This window comes from Pseudoxanthomonas sp. LjRoot204_2, assembly GCF_056175765.1.
Window position 1 is genome coordinate 1 of the sequence record NZ_JBGFFG010000032.1, and the last position, 15,670, is coordinate 15,670.

General features: G+C 68.5%; 16 protein-coding genes. 3 read left to right on the plus strand and 13 right to left on the minus strand.

Annotated elements, in window-relative coordinates:
• From AC04L7_RS02865 to glnA, 4 genes are all read right to left on the minus strand, one after another.
• A partial coding sequence (locus tag AC04L7_RS02865) for a two-component system sensor histidine kinase NtrB (protein ID WP_475512496.1) occupies window positions 1-1,000 on the minus strand: 1,000 nt, incomplete at its 3' end.
• A gap of 61 nt (window positions 1,001-1,061) precedes the next feature.
• Window positions 1,062-2,636 carry an ammonium transporter gene (locus AC04L7_RS02870; RefSeq protein WP_475512497.1) on the minus strand — a complete coding sequence of 525 codons (1,575 nt, stop codon included), beginning with the start codon at window positions 2,634-2,636 and terminating at the stop codon, window positions 1,062-1,064.
• A 16-nt stretch (window positions 2,637-2,652) separates the two neighbouring features.
• On the minus strand, window positions 2,653-2,991 hold the full coding sequence (locus AC04L7_RS02875) for a P-II family nitrogen regulator (protein WP_056880236.1): 339 nt from the start codon (window positions 2,989-2,991) through the stop codon (window positions 2,653-2,655).
• A 432-nt stretch (window positions 2,992-3,423) separates the two neighbouring features.
• The gene (gene glnA, locus AC04L7_RS02880; protein ID WP_475512498.1) at window positions 3,424-4,833 is read right to left on the minus strand and encodes a type I glutamate--ammonia ligase; all 1,410 of its coding nucleotides are present in this window, start codon (window positions 4,831-4,833) and stop codon (window positions 3,424-3,426) included.
• A 212-nt stretch (window positions 4,834-5,045) separates the two neighbouring features.
• On the opposite strand from glnA, the gene AC04L7_RS02885 reads away from it, so the two are divergent.
• The 3 genes from AC04L7_RS02885 (at window position 5,046) to AC04L7_RS02895 (ending at window position 8,420) form a co-directional block, all read left to right on the plus strand.
• Window positions 5,046-5,843 (plus strand): undecaprenyl-diphosphate phosphatase, encoded by a 798-nt coding sequence (locus tag AC04L7_RS02885; protein WP_296278602.1) that lies wholly within the window; start codon window positions 5,046-5,048, stop codon window positions 5,841-5,843.
• Window positions 5,844-6,083: 240 nt separating this feature from the next.
• Window positions 6,084-6,908 carry a DUF4377 domain-containing protein gene (locus tag AC04L7_RS02890; protein ID WP_435995959.1) on the plus strand — a complete coding sequence of 275 codons (825 nt, stop codon included), beginning with the start codon at window positions 6,084-6,086 and terminating at the stop codon, window positions 6,906-6,908.
• Window positions 6,909-7,001: 93 nt separating this feature from the next.
• A complete protein-coding gene (locus AC04L7_RS02895; protein WP_435995957.1) occupies window positions 7,002-8,420 on the plus strand; it encodes a hypothetical protein in 1,419 nt (472 codons plus the stop codon).
• Between the two features lie 19 nt (window positions 8,421-8,439).
• Here the strand turns inward: AC04L7_RS02895 and AC04L7_RS02900 are convergent, their stop codons facing one another.
• The 9 genes from AC04L7_RS02900 to AC04L7_RS02940 form a co-directional block, all read right to left on the minus strand.
• Window positions 8,440-8,871, minus strand: a complete 432-nt coding sequence (locus AC04L7_RS02900) for an RDD family protein (protein ID WP_296278605.1) — start codon at window positions 8,869-8,871, stop codon at window positions 8,440-8,442.
• 67 nt (window positions 8,872-8,938) lie between these two features.
• Window positions 8,939-9,553 (minus strand): YbhB/YbcL family Raf kinase inhibitor-like protein, encoded by a 615-nt coding sequence (locus tag AC04L7_RS02905; protein ID WP_435995953.1) that lies wholly within the window; start codon window positions 9,551-9,553, stop codon window positions 8,939-8,941.
• Between the two features lie 113 nt (window positions 9,554-9,666).
• Window positions 9,667-10,659, minus strand: a complete 993-nt coding sequence (locus AC04L7_RS02910; protein ID WP_435995951.1) for a YheT family hydrolase — start codon at window positions 10,657-10,659, stop codon at window positions 9,667-9,669.
• A gap of 88 nt (window positions 10,660-10,747) precedes the next feature.
• Window positions 10,748-11,545 carry a lysophospholipid acyltransferase family protein gene (locus tag AC04L7_RS02915; protein ID WP_475512499.1) on the minus strand — a complete coding sequence of 266 codons (798 nt, stop codon included), beginning with the start codon at window positions 11,543-11,545 and terminating at the stop codon, window positions 10,748-10,750.
• A gap of 109 nt (window positions 11,546-11,654) precedes the next feature.
• Entirely contained in the window at window positions 11,655-12,077 is a 423-nt protein-coding gene (locus AC04L7_RS02920) for a hotdog fold thioesterase (protein WP_296278608.1), read from the minus strand.
• Window positions 12,078-12,183: 106 nt separating this feature from the next.
• Window positions 12,184-14,169, minus strand: coding sequence for a phospholipase D family protein (locus AC04L7_RS02925; RefSeq protein WP_475512500.1), 1,986 nt, complete (start codon window positions 14,167-14,169; stop codon window positions 12,184-12,186).
• Window positions 14,166-14,750 (minus strand): YceI family protein, encoded by a 585-nt coding sequence (locus AC04L7_RS02930; protein WP_296278610.1) that lies wholly within the window; start codon window positions 14,748-14,750, stop codon window positions 14,166-14,168. Before AC04L7_RS02930 ends, AC04L7_RS02925 begins: the two co-directional genes overlap by 4 nt.
• Window positions 14,747-15,223 (minus strand): SixA phosphatase family protein, encoded by a 477-nt coding sequence (locus AC04L7_RS02935; protein WP_299344939.1) that lies wholly within the window; start codon window positions 15,221-15,223, stop codon window positions 14,747-14,749. The genes AC04L7_RS02930 and AC04L7_RS02935 overlap by 4 nt, the downstream gene beginning before the upstream one ends.
• 14 nt (window positions 15,224-15,237) lie before the next feature.
• The coding region (locus AC04L7_RS02940; protein WP_475512501.1) for a ParA family protein at window positions 15,238-15,670 on the minus strand (433 nt) is incomplete at its 5' end.

Below are 15,670 nucleotides of genomic sequence, written 5' to 3' on the forward strand. Positions count from 1 at the left end.
GGGTGAAGACCGTATGGCCGGGGCGCGAGCGGTAGGTCAGCGACCCCCGGTGTTCGCGTGCCACCTGTTGCGACAGTGCCAGGCCCAGCCCGCTGCCTTCGGCACGGCCGCTGACCAGCGGCAGGAACAGGTGCTCGGCGAGCGCTTCGGGCACGCCGCGGCCGTCGTCGACGATCTCCACCCGCAGCGCCATGGCGTGCAGGTGGTCGTGGATGCGCGAGCCGTGTTCGACACGGGTGCGCAGGATGATGTTGGCCGCACCCGCCTGCAGGGCGTTGCGGACCAGGTTCCAGACCGCCTGGGTCAGGCGGTCGGCGTCGCCGGACAGTTCCGGCAGGCTGGGGTCGTAATCGCGCTGCAGGCGCACCGACCAGCCGCCTTCGTTCTCGGCCAGGCGCAATACCCGCTCCAGCACGGTGTGGATGTTCAGCGGCGCATGCGGGCGCTGCGGCGAGGGCGACAGCAGTTGTTCCAGCAGGGTGTTGAGGCGGTTGATCTCGGACTCGATCAGTTCGATCAGTTCGCGCTCGTCGTCGTTGTCGTCGCGGTGCGCGGCCCGGCGTGCCAGCAGCTGCGCGGCACCCTTGAGGCCCGCCAGCGGATTGCGCAGTTCATGTGCCAGTCCCTTCAACGCCGCGCTCAGCGCGTTGGGCAGGGCCTGGGTGGGATCGAGCGCGGGGAATTCGTCCACCGGGTGCGCTTCCAGCAGCCAGCCGCCGCCCTCCAGCCGCGACAGCCAGCCCTCGGCGAAGCACGGCGATTCGCCGGGCATGCCCAAGGCCATGCGGTGCAGACGCAGGACGTCGCGGTCGGTGTTGTCCAGGAAGCGCGCCATGGCGTCGCCTTCGATCTCCAGGGCCGCCAGCGGTTGCCCGATCAGGCGGCGGGTACTGACGCCCAGCCAGCGCGCGAAGGCCGGGTTGACGCCACGGATCAGTCCGCCGTCGTCCGCCCAGGCCACCGGCGTGCTCAGCGCGTCGGTGGTGGGGTCGAAACGCATGCGGGAGAGGTCCGGGGACGACATTGCACCAGTTTAGTGCAAAGCCGTCCCCGGCAAGCCATCAGGCCTCGTAGGCCGATTCGCCGTGCGAGGTGATGTYCAACCCCTCGCGCTCGGCATCCTCGGAGACGCGCAGGCCGACGGTGTACTTCACGATGAGGAAGGACACCAGGGCCACCACGCTGGACAGCACCACCGTGATCAGCACGCCCTGCGCCTGGATCCACACCTGCGACCCGATGGAGTACTCGGCCACGGCGGTCTCGGTGACGTAATCCCAGATGCCCGCGCCGCCCAGCGAGGGCGCAGCGAACACGCCGGTCAGCAGCGCGCCGGTGATGCCACCGACGCCATGCACGCCGAACACGTCCAGGCTGTCGTCCGCGCCCAGCATCTTCTTCAGGCCGCTGACGCCCCACAGGCACAGCACGCCCGCGATGGCACCGATGGCCAGCGCACCGTTCAGGCCGACCAGGCCGGCCGCCGGCGTGATCGCGACCAGACCCGCCACGGCACCCGACGCGGCGCCGAGCAGCGAGGGCTTGCCCTTGGTGATCCACTCGACCAGCAGCCAGGCCACCACCGCCGCGGCCGTGGCAAGGAAGGTGTTGACGAAGGCGATGGCGGCGACGCCACCGGCTTCCAGCGCGGAGCCGGCGTTGAAGCCGAACCAGCCCACCCACAGGATCGAGGCACCGACCATGGTCAGGGTCAGGTTGTGCGGCTTGATCGCCTCGCGGCCGTAGCCGGTGCGCTTGCCGATCACGTACGCGCCCACCAGGCCGGCAATGGCGGCGTTGATGTGCACGACGGTGCCGCCGGCGAAGTCCAGCGCGCCCTTGGCCCACAGGTAGCCCGACTTGGCCAGCACGCCGTCCACCACATCGGTGCTGGTGAACGCATCGGGGCCGGGGAAGAACCACACCATGTGCGCCATCGGCAGGTAGGCGAAGGTGAACCACAGCACGGTGAACAGCATCACGCCGGCGAATTTCACGCGCTCGGCGAACGCGCCGACGATGAGCGCGCAGGTGATGCAGGCGAACGCACCCTGGAACACGAAGAACGCCAGTTCCGGAATGTAGACGCCCTTGGTGAACGTCGCCCCGATCGAGGACGCATCCAGTCCCGCGGCGAACAGCCGGTCGGTACCGCCGATGAAGGCATTGCCCTCGGTGAAGGCGAAGCTGTAGCCGTACAGCGCCCACAGCACCGCGACCAGCGAGAACACGGCCAGGTTCTGGATCAGGATGGACAGCACGTTCTTCGAACGCACCAGGCCGCCGTAGAACAGCGCCAAGCCGGGCAGCGTCATGAAGATCACCAGCACCGCGGAGACCAGCACCCACACCGTGTCGGGCTTGCTGATGGTCGGGGCCGGGGCTTCCTCGGCGGGGGCGGCTTCGGCCTCTGCAGGGGCCGCAACGGCTTCCGCAGGTGCGGCTGCTTCGACCGGCGCAGGCGCGGCCTCGACCGCGGGGGCGGCTTCGGCAGCGGCGGGTTCGGTCGTGGGTGCGGCGGTGTCCTGCGCGGCGAACACGGTGGCGGTAGTGCCCACCGTCATCAGGCCGAACAGCGCGGCCATGCACAGCATCCGGGTACGGGTCTTCCACCCGGAGAACAGTCGAGTCTTCATGTGGGGGCTCCGAGTGTTAGAGCGCGTCCGCGCCGACTTCGCCGGTACGGATGCGGATGACCTGGTCGATGGTGGTGACGAAGATCTTKCCGTCGCCGATCTTGCCGGTGCCGGCGGCCTGCTGGATGGCCTCGATGACGGCATCCAGTCGCTCGTCGGTCACGACGGTCTCGATCTTGATCTTGGGCAGGAAATCGACGACGTACTCGGCGCCGCGGTACAGCTCGGTGTGGCCCTTCTGCCGGCCGAAGCCTTTCACTTCGGTCACGGTGATGCCGGACACGCCCGCTTGCGACAAGGACTCTCGGACCTCGTCGAGCTTGAACGGCCGGATGATGGCGGTGATCAGTTTCATGCGCATACCCCGATGGTGGATGGAACCGGCCGACCGGAGCCGGCCGGCGGTTTCAGGTCACCCGTGCGCGCAGCCCCCTGGCGGCGGACACGTTGTCGGTGCGGAGCGGTGCATGAACCGCATCCGTGCCCACCGCGATCATTTGCGGCGGGAACGGATGACGTGGGAGGGAGCAGCGGTTCATGGACCTCTCCTGTGTTTCCCCAAGTACAGCGTTGGTGCGATCTCCAGGAATCGAAGACAGGTGGTGCCCCGGTTCCCCAACCGGGCGAATGCATCGCGGGACGATGCACTCGATAAGGTGCGGCGATGGCGACGGGTGGGAGGGGAGATCCGTCGCCATCGCCGCGAGAACTCAGTGCGCGACCGCTGCGTCGCGGAGGGCCGGTGCATGGCCCTCCGCGTGCATGGCGATGTGCGCGCAGGCCTGCATCAGTTGGCGTAATACAGCTGGTATTCCAGCGGGTGCGTGGCCGCGCGGAACTTGGTCACTTCCTGCATCTTCAGCGCGATGTAGGCATCGATGAAGTCGTCCGACATCACGCCGCCGGCCTTGAGGAAGTCGCGGTCCTTGTCCAGCGCGTCCAGCGCCTGGTCCAGGCTGGAGCAGACCTGCGGGATGTTCTTCTCTTCTTCCGGCGGCAGGTSGTACAGGTCCTTGTCGGACGGCGCGCCCGGATCGATCTGGTTCTTGATGCCGTCCAGGCCGGCCATCATCAGCGCGGTGAAGGTCAGGTAGCCGGACTGCAGCGGATCGGGGAAGCGGATCTCGATGCGGCGCGCCTTCGGATTCGCCACCCACGGAATGCGGCACGACGCCGAACGGTTGCGCGCCGAGTAGGCCAGCATCACCGGCGCCTCGAAACCCGGCACCAGGCGCTTGTAGCTGTTGGTGCCCGAGTTGGCGAACGCGTTGATCGCCTTGGCGTGCTTGAAGATGCCGCCGATGTACCACAGCGCCAGCTGCGACAGGCCGCCGTAGCCATCGCCCGAAAACAGGTTCTGGCCGCCCTTGGCCAGCGACTGGTGCACGTGCATGCCSSWGCCGTTGTCGCCGACGATGGGCTTGGGCATGAAGGTCGCCGTCTTGCCGTTGCGGTGGGCGACGTTGCGCACCACGTACTTCATGCGCTGCAGTTCGTCGGCCTTCTGCACCAGCGTGTTGAACTTGGCGCCGATCTCGCACTGGCCGGCGGTGGCGACTTCGTGGTGGTGCACTTCGACTTCGATGCCGACCTGTTCCAGCGTCTTGCACATCTCCGCGCGCAGGTCGTGCAGCGAGTCGGTCGGCGGCACGGGGAAGTAGCCGCCCTTGACGCCGGGACGGTAGCCGCTGTTGGCGCCGTCGTAGCTCTTGCCGCTGTTCCAGGCGCCTTCTTCGGAATTGATCTTGAAGAAGGTGTTGCYCATGTCGTTGGCGAACTGGACCGAGTCGAAGATGAAGAACTCCGGCTCCGGGCCGAAGAAGGCCACGTCGGCGACGCCGCTGGCCTTCAGGTRGGCCTCGGCGCGCTTGGCGATGCCGCGCGGGTCGCGCGTGTAGCCCTGCATGGTGGCCGGATCGAGGATGTCGCAGACCAGTACCAGGGTCGGGTCGGCGTAGAACGGATCCAGATAGGCCGTGCTCGGGTCGGGCAGCAGCACCATGTCCGACTCGTTGATGCCCTTCCAGCCCGAGATCGACGAGCCGTCGAACATCTTGCCGTCTTCGAACAGGGACGCATCCACGATGCTGRCGGGGAAGGTGACGTGCTGTTCGACACCGCGCATGTCGACGAAGCGCAGGTCGACGAACTCGACCTTGTGGTCCTTGATCAGCTTCTCAACGTTGTCCAGGGACATCTCGGAACCTCGGGTTGGATAAGTGTGTGACGGGATACAGCAATCCCCGTGCCAACCCCGGGGACGCGGCAAGTGATTGATTGTCATGGACATCCTTGACGGATTCGTCACACGGAATCCCTGTTTTGGTGCGGAATTCTGACTCAGCGAACCAACGCGGTGCGTGGCGCTTTCCACTATTCTTTGCCGCCCTACCCTGCAAGCCCGCTCCGATGACCGACCTGCTCGCCGCCCTGCTGCTCGGCATCCTCGAGGGCCTCACCGAGTTCCTGCCGGTGTCCAGCACTGGCCACCTGCTGATCGCGCAGCACTGGCTGGGCGAGCGGTCGGATTTCTTCAACATCGTGATCCAGGCCGGCGCCATCCTGGCCACCACCCTGGTCTTCCGCCGCCGCATCTGGGAACTGACGACCGGCTGCTGGCGCGATCCCCAGGCCCGCGACTACTCGATGAAGCTGGCGGTGGCCTTCCTGGTCACTGCGCTGGTCGGCCTGCCGGTGCGCCTGGCCGGATGGGAACTCCCGGAAACCGTCACGCCCGTGGCATGGGCCCTGATCATCGGCGGCGTGTGGATGCTGGTGGCCGAGCACTTCGCCGAGAAGCGCGGCGACGTCGCCACCATCACCTGGAAGGTCGCGGTGCTGGTGGGCCTGGCGCAGGTGGTGGCGGGCGTGTTCCCGGGCACCTCCCGTTCGGCCGCCGCGATCTTCATGGCGATGCTGGCGGGCACCAGCCGGCGCTCGTCCGCGGCGGAGTTCGTGTTCCTGGTCGGCATTCCCACCATGTTCGCGGCCAGCGGCTACGCGTTCCTGGAACTGGTGAAGGACGATGCGCTGGGCAGCGAGAACTGGGGCGAGGTGGCGCTGGCGTTCGCTGCCGCCACCGTCACCGGCTTCGTGGTGGTGAAGTGGCTGCTGGGCTTCATCAAGGCGCACCGCTTCACCGGCTTCGCGATCTATCGCATCGTGCTGGGCGCGCTGCTGCTGTTGTTGATGCCGGTCGGCAGCTGAGCCGCCGCGCTCCCTGCTCCCTGTAGGAGCGACGTCGGTCGCGACCGCACGGCCGACATGCCCTGAAGCGGCTGTTTGCCATCCGGGCGCGCTGCGGCGCGTTCATCCCAATGCACGGTGAATGGCTATCGGGGCGAGGTCGCGACTGACGTCGCTCCTACAATCAAGCGCGATGCCCGGCCTTCACCCCATTCCAACCTGCCGCGCGTTTGCATGGGGCCACCGTCGACGGAGAACGCCATGAAACGACTGCTGCTGCTCGCCTTGCCACTGGCCCTCGCGGGCTGCCCCAAGCCGGCGGAACGGGCCGACACGCCAGCGCCCACCGTGGCCGCCACCACCCCGGACACCGCGGCAGCCGCAACGATCGACGCGGCCGCCCTGCTTCCCCAGTACCACTGGCAACTCATGGACGCGACGGACACGCAGGGCAAGCGCATCGATGCGCTGTTCGTCCGGCCCGACAAGCCGGTGCAGTTCGACTTCAGGGAAGGACGGCTGGGCGTGTCCAACGCCTGCAATCGCATGGGCGGCACCTACACACTGTCGGACACCAGCCTCACCATCGGTCGACTGACGTCGACCATGATGGCCTGCACCGACGATGCGCTGATGGCGCTGGACCAGGAGATCGGCAAGCGACTGGATGGGACGTTGAAGGTCGCCGCCACGCAGGACGGCGTCGCTCAACTCGCGCTGACCACCGCGACCGGAGAAAAACTGCTGTTCGCCGGCAACCCGACCGCCGAGACCCGCTATGGCGGCCCCGGCCAACGCGTGTTCCTTGAAGTCGCGGCGGACACCAAGCCGTGCAGCCACCCGCTGATTCCCGACAAGCAGTGCCTGCAGGTGCGCGAGATCGCCTACGACGACAAGGGCCTGAAAGTCGGCACGCCGGGCGAGTTCCAGCACTTCTACGACAGCATCGAGGGCTACATGCATGAGCCCGGCATCCGCAACGTCCTGCGCGTGGACCGCTACACGGTGAAGAACCCGCCCGCCGACGGATCTTCGAATGCCTACGTGCTGGACATGGTGGTGGAGTCGGCCAGCGAGAAGAAATAAGGTCCGTCGCACGAAGCGCGCCTGATCCAGGGCGTGCTTCGTGGCTGTCGGTCAGCCGCTATAGTGGCGCGTCACCGCACCTGACGCGCCAGCATGCACCCCCCCGCAAGGAACGCTTCTCCCCTTCCCTGGATCGCTGTCGCACTCCTGGTCGTCTCCGCCCTGCCGATGTGGTGGCCGGCGCTGCAGACGCCATTCTGGGGCGACGACTACGTGTTCCTGCATGCGGCGCATGCGACGAATGCCACGGGCGCGCCGTGGTGGTCGGATTTCTGGCCTTCGTCGCCGCCGCGCTTCTGGCGGCCGCTTTCGCAGGAAGGCTACTGGCGCTGGATCGACGCGTCGCTGGGCGGCAGTGCGCATGCCGCGCACATGGTCAGCCTGATCCTGCATGTCCTGGCCACGCTGGGCGTTGCGCTGTTCGCCCTCCGCCTCGCGCGCGCCTGTCGCTGGCAGCACGCCGGCCGCATCGCCGCGCTCGCTGGCGCCGTGTACGTCGGACTGACGATGCACCTGCTGCCGGTGCATTGGGCGGCCGCTGCCAACAATGCCCTGCTGACGCTGTTCACCACGCTGCTGCTGGCCGCCTGGATCAGTGCGCGTGATGCGGCCGGCAACTGGCGTACGGTGCTGCTCGCGTCGCTGCCGGTATGGCTGGCGCTGGCCTTGCTGAGCAAGGAATCCGCCGCGCTGACGCCCGCGCTGATGATCGTGGTCGCCGCTTTCGTTGCCATGCGCAGGCCGGATCGCGGCGAACTCGTCGCGTGGCTCGCCTGCGTGGCGGTCGTTGGCGTGTGGCTGGTGCTGCGCGCGCGCTTTACCGCCAACACCGATGCGTCGTACGCATTCGGCCTGGGCAGCAATGTCGTGCGCAACGCCGCATCGTTCGGCGCATGGCTGTTGAACGTCCCGCGCGAGGCGATGCGGATGGCAGTCGCGGGCGAACGCATGCGAGGACTGGCCTGGATCGCGGCCACCGCACTGCCGATGCTGGCAGCCTGGGCGGTCGCCGGTTGGCGCGGGCGGACGCTGCTGACGCGGTGGCAGTGGATGTGCGTCGGCGCGTTCGCCGTGCTGGCGTACGCGCCCTACTTCCTGTTCGCCTGGAACAGCTACGAGTATTACGCAGCCATCGCCGTGATCCTGCCCGTGATCGCGCTGGCGCGCTGCCTGGCGACCGATGCTGCCGCGCTGTGGGTGGCGACGCTGATCGTGGTGTCGTCGTGGATCGCGGTGGAGGGCACGCGCCGGCTGGACCATCCTGGCCTGATCGGTCGCGCGCACTGGGCGGAAACGACGCTGCAGGCACTGGAATCGCAACGGATCCCCGCGCCGCTGCATGTCAGCGTCGCGGACGCGCAGCGCTTCTATGCCATCGGCCAGATGGGACTGGCATGGCGGCTGGGCCTGGATCCGGAGCAGGTCCGCGTGGCGCCGGCATGCCCGCCCACCGGCACGTGCCTGGTCATCGGGGCCGATGGGCGGACGCGCTGGCGACACGCGGCGGAGTGAGGTACCGCACGCGCATCCCTCACGCAATCGCGGCCGCGCGCCTCCGTACCACGCGCGTGCGCGGCCAGAGGTCGTGCCAGCCCCGCGGATCGTCATCGTCCGCCAGCAGGACCGAGAAGGCTTCGAACGGCACCACGCGACTCGCGCTGCGCAGCAGTGCCTGGCCGAACCGGACCCGGCGCCCTGCCTCGTCGACCACGCGCGTACCGGTCACGAGCTTGCCGATCGTGGTTCCCGTGATCCCTTCCATCAGCGTGTAGTAGAGGATGATCGCAACGTAACCGATCAGCTGTTCCTGCCACCACGTCAGCCGCCCGGCCCACGCCAGCACCGCGTCGCCGCCGATCATCCCCGCGACCAGCAGGGCCAGGAAGATGAGCCCGATCACGATGACGCGATCGATCATCCAGTGGACGAAGCGGCGGCCCTTCGTGGCCGGCACGTGCGGCACGCCGTCGCCTCCGGGATCGGCGACGGCGCTTCGCGGGCTCTCGTAGGGATTGCCGCCCTCCACGGGCTCAATCGCGCAGGGTCGCGTTCAAGGTGTACGTGCCGTGCACCAGTGCTTCCGCCAGCACATGGCCCTGCATCGCACGCTCCACGTCGCCGGCGGTGAAGCGGGCCGGCAGGTCGAGCGCGGCGACATCCAGTGCGAACAGGCGGAAAAAGTAACGGTGAACGCGTGCATCGTTGAACGGCGGGTAGGGACCGTCGTAGCCGTGGTAGTCGCCTCCCATCTGAGCATCGCCGGCAAACCAGCCGGTGTAGTCGTTCAATCCCTGGCGTGCGCCGGCCGGTCCGGCGGGCTGCTGCTTGCCCCGGGCAGTGACGCCGTCGCTGCAGCTGCCGGCCGCGATCTCGCGCACGCCGTGCGGGATGTCCGCCATCGCCCAGTGGATGAAGTGCGCGCGCGGCTGCTCCACCGGGATCTGCAGGTCGTCGCGACCCACGGTGTCCGGCACGGTCGGTGCATCGGGGTCGATGCAGAGCAGGGCGAAGGACTTCGTCCGGTCCGGCACGTCGGTCCACGCCAGGTGCGGATTGCGGTTGGCGGCGAACCCGTCGGGCTGGCCCATCGCGAACTCGGCCGGGATGGGCTTCATGTTCTCGAAACTGTCGCTCCACAGACGCATGGGTGGCTCCTCGAAAAAAGGGGAAGACCAGGCGCCGGAGGGGCGCCGTCGCAGTCCGGATGGCGCGCCCGGCCAACGCCCGGCAAGGACCCGATTGTAACGGGCGGGACCGCTCAGGCCGTGGTGGCGGCCAGGCGCTCGGCGACCCAGCGCTCGGCGTAGCCATCGCCGGCGACGTTCTCGATGAAGGCGCAATGCCCGCCCCATGGCGCGATCTCCAGCGTGGCCTGGGGCGGCAACGCCCAGTCGCGGAAGGTGTCGAACGGGATCACCGGGTCGTCCTCGGCCATCAGGATGTGCGCCGGCACCTCGAGGCCGGCAAGCCGATCCCCCGAGATCGCATAGCCGTCGAAGTAGGCGTCCAGCGTGCCGAAACCGGTGTGGCGCTGCACCAGCCAATCGGTCAGCGCGCGGATGTCGAGCGCCAGCACGGTGTCGTCGAAATCGTGCCGCTGCGGGAACAGGTGGCGCTTGCGCTCCAGCGAACGGCGCCACTTGCGGGCGAAATACCAGTCGTACAGCGGCATGCCGCGCTCGATGCGGTCCATCGTGGTGGCCGGATCCAGCAGCGGGCAGACCGCCGCCACGTGCGCCAGCGCCAGCCCGGCCTGCGGCGCGCGCAGTGCCAGCCGCAGTGCGAAATTGCCGCCAAGCGAGTAGCCCGCCACCCGCATCGGCCGGCCGTTGGCGAAACGTCGCGCTATGTCGAGCGCAGCGTGCACCACTTCGTCCAGGCGGTTGGAGTGGAACAGGTCTTCGTTGAGATGGTGGGTGTCGCCGTGGTCGCGGAAGTTCAACCGGAACACGTCGAAGCCGCGTGCCAGCAGCTGCGCGGCGGTCAGCCGCATGTAGTTGGAGTCGGCGCTGCCTTCCCAGCCATGCAGCAGCAGCACCAGTCCTTGCGACTCGCGTCCGGCCACCTGGCTGTGGAAGCCCTGCAGGCGCACGCCATCGCCACCATCCACGATGTATTCCAGCGTTACCGCGCCGCTGCCCGCCAGCGCCCGCAGCGCACGGCGGCGGCGCAGCGCGCTGGATCCCAGCACCGATTGCAGGTGCGGGTTGCGCAGCCAGCGCGGCGGTCGGAAGTCGGCGGCAGTGATCATGGGGTCATCGCGGCAACGTGGGCACGAGGGTGGCACCGGTGGGCCGAGTATTCCCTCGAATACGTCGCAAGCCCGTCATGGCGGCCGCTCAGGCGTCCGCCATCGCCCGCACGATCCGCTCGCGCGAGAGGTCGGCGATGCRCCGGCGACCCTCGACGTCGGCGACCCGGATCGGTTCCAGGAAGCAGATATCGGCCGTGCGCGCCGGCTCGCCCAGCAGGCGGACGAAGTTGGCGAAGAAGCTTTCCCTGGGTCCGAACGCCACCACCGGCTGGGCGCTGCCGCGTGCGCCGTAGCGCAGTGCGACCGGCTGCACCGGCACGCCGGCCTCGACCGCCGCCAGGAAGATGCGCGCATGGAACGGCCCGATCTCGTGGCCGTCGCGCGTGCGTCCTTCCGGGAACACCCCGACCGAACGCCCCTCGCGCAGGCGCCGCATCATGGCCTGCAGCACGCCGCCCAGCGATTCCTGGCTGCCGCGCTGGTGGAAGATGGTCTGTCCCTGGGCTGCCAGCCACCCCACGACCGGCCAGCCGCGGATCTCCTGCTTGGCCACGAAACCCATCATGCGCTGGCTGTGCAGTGCCTCGATGTCGATCCAGCTGACGTGGTTGGCCACGAACATCGTCGGGCCCGGCAACGGCGCGCCGACCCGCCGCAGGCGGAAACCGAAGATGCGCATCAGTCCACTGGACCACCAGCGCACCGCGACGTCGCCCGCGGTTTCGTCGCCCACGCGTATCCACACCAGCAGCGGCGACAGGCACAGCAGGGTGATCGGCAGGAAGAGCAGCAGGTGGATGAGCAGCAACGGCACGCGGTACGCGTAACGGAAGGCCCGTGCCACGCCGCTGCCGCCAGCAACATGAACAGGGGGCGGCGTCATGCGTTCACGATAGCAGGAGTGAGGGTGGGAGGGGCAGGCGTAAGGGGAGCGGAGTGGGGCGTGAGCGAAGACGAGGGCTCTGGGTGTCCGCACTCTTCTCCCTTCCCCACTAGCTCCGCGGTACGACCGCCAGCGTCAGCCGCGAGACGCAGACCAGCTTGCCGTCGTCGTTCTCGATGCGGATTTCCCACAGCTGCGTGCTGCGGCCCACGTGCAGGGCCCGCGCGGTGCCGGTGACCACACCGCTGCGCATCGCGCGCACGTGGTTGGCGTTGATCTCCAGGCCCACGACCATCTCTTTCGTCGTATCCACGCACAGGTTGCCGGCCACGCTGCCCAGCGTCTCGGCCAGCGCCACCGATGCGCCCCCGTGCAGGATGCCGTAGGGCTGCACAGTGCGCGCATCCACCGGCATGGTGCCGCGCAACCAGTCCTCACCCGCTTCGGTCATCACGATGCCGAGGTTCGACACCAGCGTATTGGCCGCATGCGCGTTGACGGCGGCGAGATCGACGGGGGCACGGAAAGCCATGGCGTTTCTCTTGAAGAGCGAGTGGAGAGGAGCGGGGCGCAGAGGCGTAAGAGGGTGAAGGGTAAGGGGTGCGCTCACTCCTCGCTCCTCTCCGCTCACTCCGCCCTTACAGAATAGGTACCAGCCCAGCGCCGAATGCGGTGAGCACGCGGGTGTACAGCCATTTCGGCCCGACGTTGACCTCGGGGAAGTCGCCGACCGCCACGTAGCAGCGATGGAAAGCGGGGTCTTTCGGGCTGACCGGCAGCGGGCAGTCGGGACCGGGCTGGAATTCGTAGCTGGTGGCGTAGCGCCATGGCCAGAGATCGAAGATCGGCAGGGCTTCGGACACCTTGCCCAGGCTGTAATCCAGCCCGGAGAACACCGGCGGCTTGGCGCGCGGCGCGATCGTCCAGGCGTTCTCCGGCGACATGTCGCGGCGGATGCTGTCGGCCAGCGCGCGTGCGAACGCGGGATCGTCGATCACCACCGCCGCCTCGGTGTTGTAGTTCTCCGACCGCGGGTCGAAGTTGTGCGTGCCGATCACCGCCGTTTCGCCGTCGATCACCATCGACTTCGCATGCAGTCCCATGCGCACGCCGGCGCGCTTCAGCGGCAGCGGCTCAGATCCGGCGCCGCTGCTCAGGAACGACGGACGCGATTCGGTGCGCTGGAGGCGGCGCGTGGTCTCACCGGACGCCGCGTTCGACGAGGACCCACCCGAAGGACCGAGGGAACCCGACGGTCCGCGCAGGCGACCCGTGCCGCTGCCGCTGCCGCCGCCTTGCGCATCGGGCGAGGCGACGGGCGGGCCTTCCGGCATCAAGGCCGCATAGTCCACCGGCGCGTCCTCGGGGAACGGCTTGTATTCGTGGATGCGGAACCCGAACTCGCGCAGGTAGCGGCGCTTGTACTTGAACGACATCGAATAGACGATCGGGTTGTCGGTCGCGGCCRGGCTGTTGGTCGACACGGTCACCTGCGGCGGCGGTTCGCGCTGGCGCATGTCGCGGAACATCACCTGTGCCTGCTTCGACATGACCAGGTAAGGCGTCTGCAGCAGCACTTCCGACTTCGCGCCTCGGATCAGCGCTTCGAGTTCCGGCGCGGCGGGCGCGTCGTCGTCGCGTCGCTCGCGACGGTGCTTCTGCGGCAGGTCGGCGATGTAGCGCACTGCGCCGACGGCGAACGCAGGGTCGACGAAGCGCGCCTGCACCACCGCCGGGTCGCTCGCCTGCTCGACCGCTTCCTGCACGCGCGCCGGCCGCAGGTAGCGCGGCACCGGCATGGCCGGCACGCCATCGCGCAGCAGCCTGCGCCCCACGTCGTTGAGCCGCTCGGCCGGCACGCTCCGCCGCGCGTCCCAGAAGGCCTGGAAGTTCGCCGCCATGGCCGAGGCCTCAGGTCCGGCGACCAGCACGTCGCGGTCGCGGAAGTTGTACTCCGCATCCCAGTCGAAATAGTCGTCCTGGTAGTTGCGTCCACCGCTGATGCCGATGCGGTCGTCCACCAGCAGCAGCTTGGTGTGCATGCGCTGGTTGAAGCGGCGGAAACAGCACAGCACGCTGCCGGCATAATCCAGATAGTTCAGCTTGGCCTTGCCGAAGCTGGGGTTGTAGATGCGGATGGAAAAATTCTGGTGCGCGCCGGACAGCGCCGCCAGGATCTCCAGGTCGGCGATGGCCGACAGCTGGTCGATCAGCACGCGCACCTTCACGCCACGGCGCGCCGCCGCGAGCAGCTCGTCCAGCACCAGCCGCGCGCTGTCGTCCTTGTCGAAGATGTAGGTCTGCAGGTCGATGCGCGCGCGCGCGCTGCGGATCAGGTTCAGGCGCGCCAGCAGCGCATCCGAACCTTTGTCCAGGATCACCGCGTAATGCCGGGGCGCGGCCGGCGTGGACGCAGCCGATGCCTGGCCGGCCAGGTCGTACAGCGGCGACGGCAACGCACAGGCGTCGGCCTGTGCGCACTCGACGACCGGGGACCGGGCGGCGGCGGCGATGCCGGCCGCGCGGTCGCGCTGGCGGTCGGACAGGCTGGCGCAGGCCGTGCCCAGCAGCGCAAGGCTGAGCACCGCGCAGCGCACGGCGAGCGTGGAGAAACGGGAGGTCACTGCGTCTTTCCGCCCCGGATGCGGGCACGCAGCACGAATACCACGCGGTCGCTGACCGCCAGCATCCAGTCGTCCATGTCGTAGTCGCTGCGGCGCACCGCACCGGTGGCGACGACGTCGCAGTCCACGGCGGGGCGGGCGCAGGTGCCGGGGGCCACCGTCAGGCTGCGGGGCCGGCTGATGCCCTTGATGCTCAGGTCGCCTTCCAGCGTGCCGCCGTCGTAGAGCAGCATGGGGTCGTAGGGCTTGGAGGTGAACGTGACCACCGGGTAGCGGTCGGCGTCGAAGAACTTCTCGCTGCGTGCCCATTCGGCATAGCGGGCGTGGTCGACGATCTCGACCTCGCGCGTGTACATCCGCAGGCGCACCTGCTGGCGCCCGTCGGGCAGGTGCTCGACCGATCCCTCGTAGCGGGGGAACACGCCGTCCAGCACCTGGCCCCAGCGCGTGCGCAGTTCGAACCCCAGGCGCGTGTGCCCGGGGTCGAAATCGTTCCTGCCCTGCGCCCAGGCGGGTGCTGCGCACAGCAGGGCCAGGCACAGCACGACCAGCCAGGCGGCCAGTGGCAGTTCCGGCTTCATGGCCACCAGAACGCGGAGAGCTGTGCCACTCCCGGCTCGATGGCGGCGTCCACCGGCAGGGTCAGCACCACGACGCCCGCCGGCGGCATGCCGCGGTACTCGCTGGTCACGCCGGAATACATCAGCGCCGCCAGCTGCTCGAAGCCGGGGTTGTGCCCCACCATCAGCAGGCGTTCGGCCTCGCGGTGCTGGTCGGCCAGGTCGGCCAGCGTGCCGGGAGTGGCTTCATAGATGCGCTCCTCCAGCCGCTGCTCCACGTAGCCGATCGCATCCAGCACCGCTTCCAGCGTCTCCCGGGCCCGGCGCGCGGGGGAACACAGCACGCGATCAGGCACCAGGCCCTGCTCCTTCAACCAGCGTGCGACGGCCTCGGCCTCGGCCAGGCCCTGCGGCGACAGGGGACGGTCCAGGTCGGACTGCCCGGGGGTCGCCGGTTCGGCATGGGCATGGCGCAACAGGATGAGTTCACGCATGGGACGCTTGCTCCTTAGGCTTTCTTGATCCACTTCAACAACGGTTCCCAGTCGGCCTGGTGCTCGCGCACTTGGGCCGAGCGGTAGTCGAACAGGCTGCGGCCCAGGCCCGCCATCACCACGTAGGCCTGGGTGTCGCGCAGCTGGGTGATGACCGGGTAGGGCCAGGTCTTCAGCATCTCCACCGCCTGCTGCGATGCGTTCGTCCACGGCTTGCTTCGGTTGACCACCAGGCCGACCGGCAGTTTGCGCTTGTGCACGCGTGGCACCTTGGCCATGGTGTTCAGGAAGCCGACGGTGGCCTCGATGTCCAGCGCCGACGGCAGCACCGGCACGACGACGGCGTCGGCCTGCTCGAGAAAGCTTTCGAGATCGTCGGCCATCGCGCCGGCCGGCGCATCGATCACCACGCGCTCGGCGTCCTCCGGCAGCCACGCCTTCCAGGCA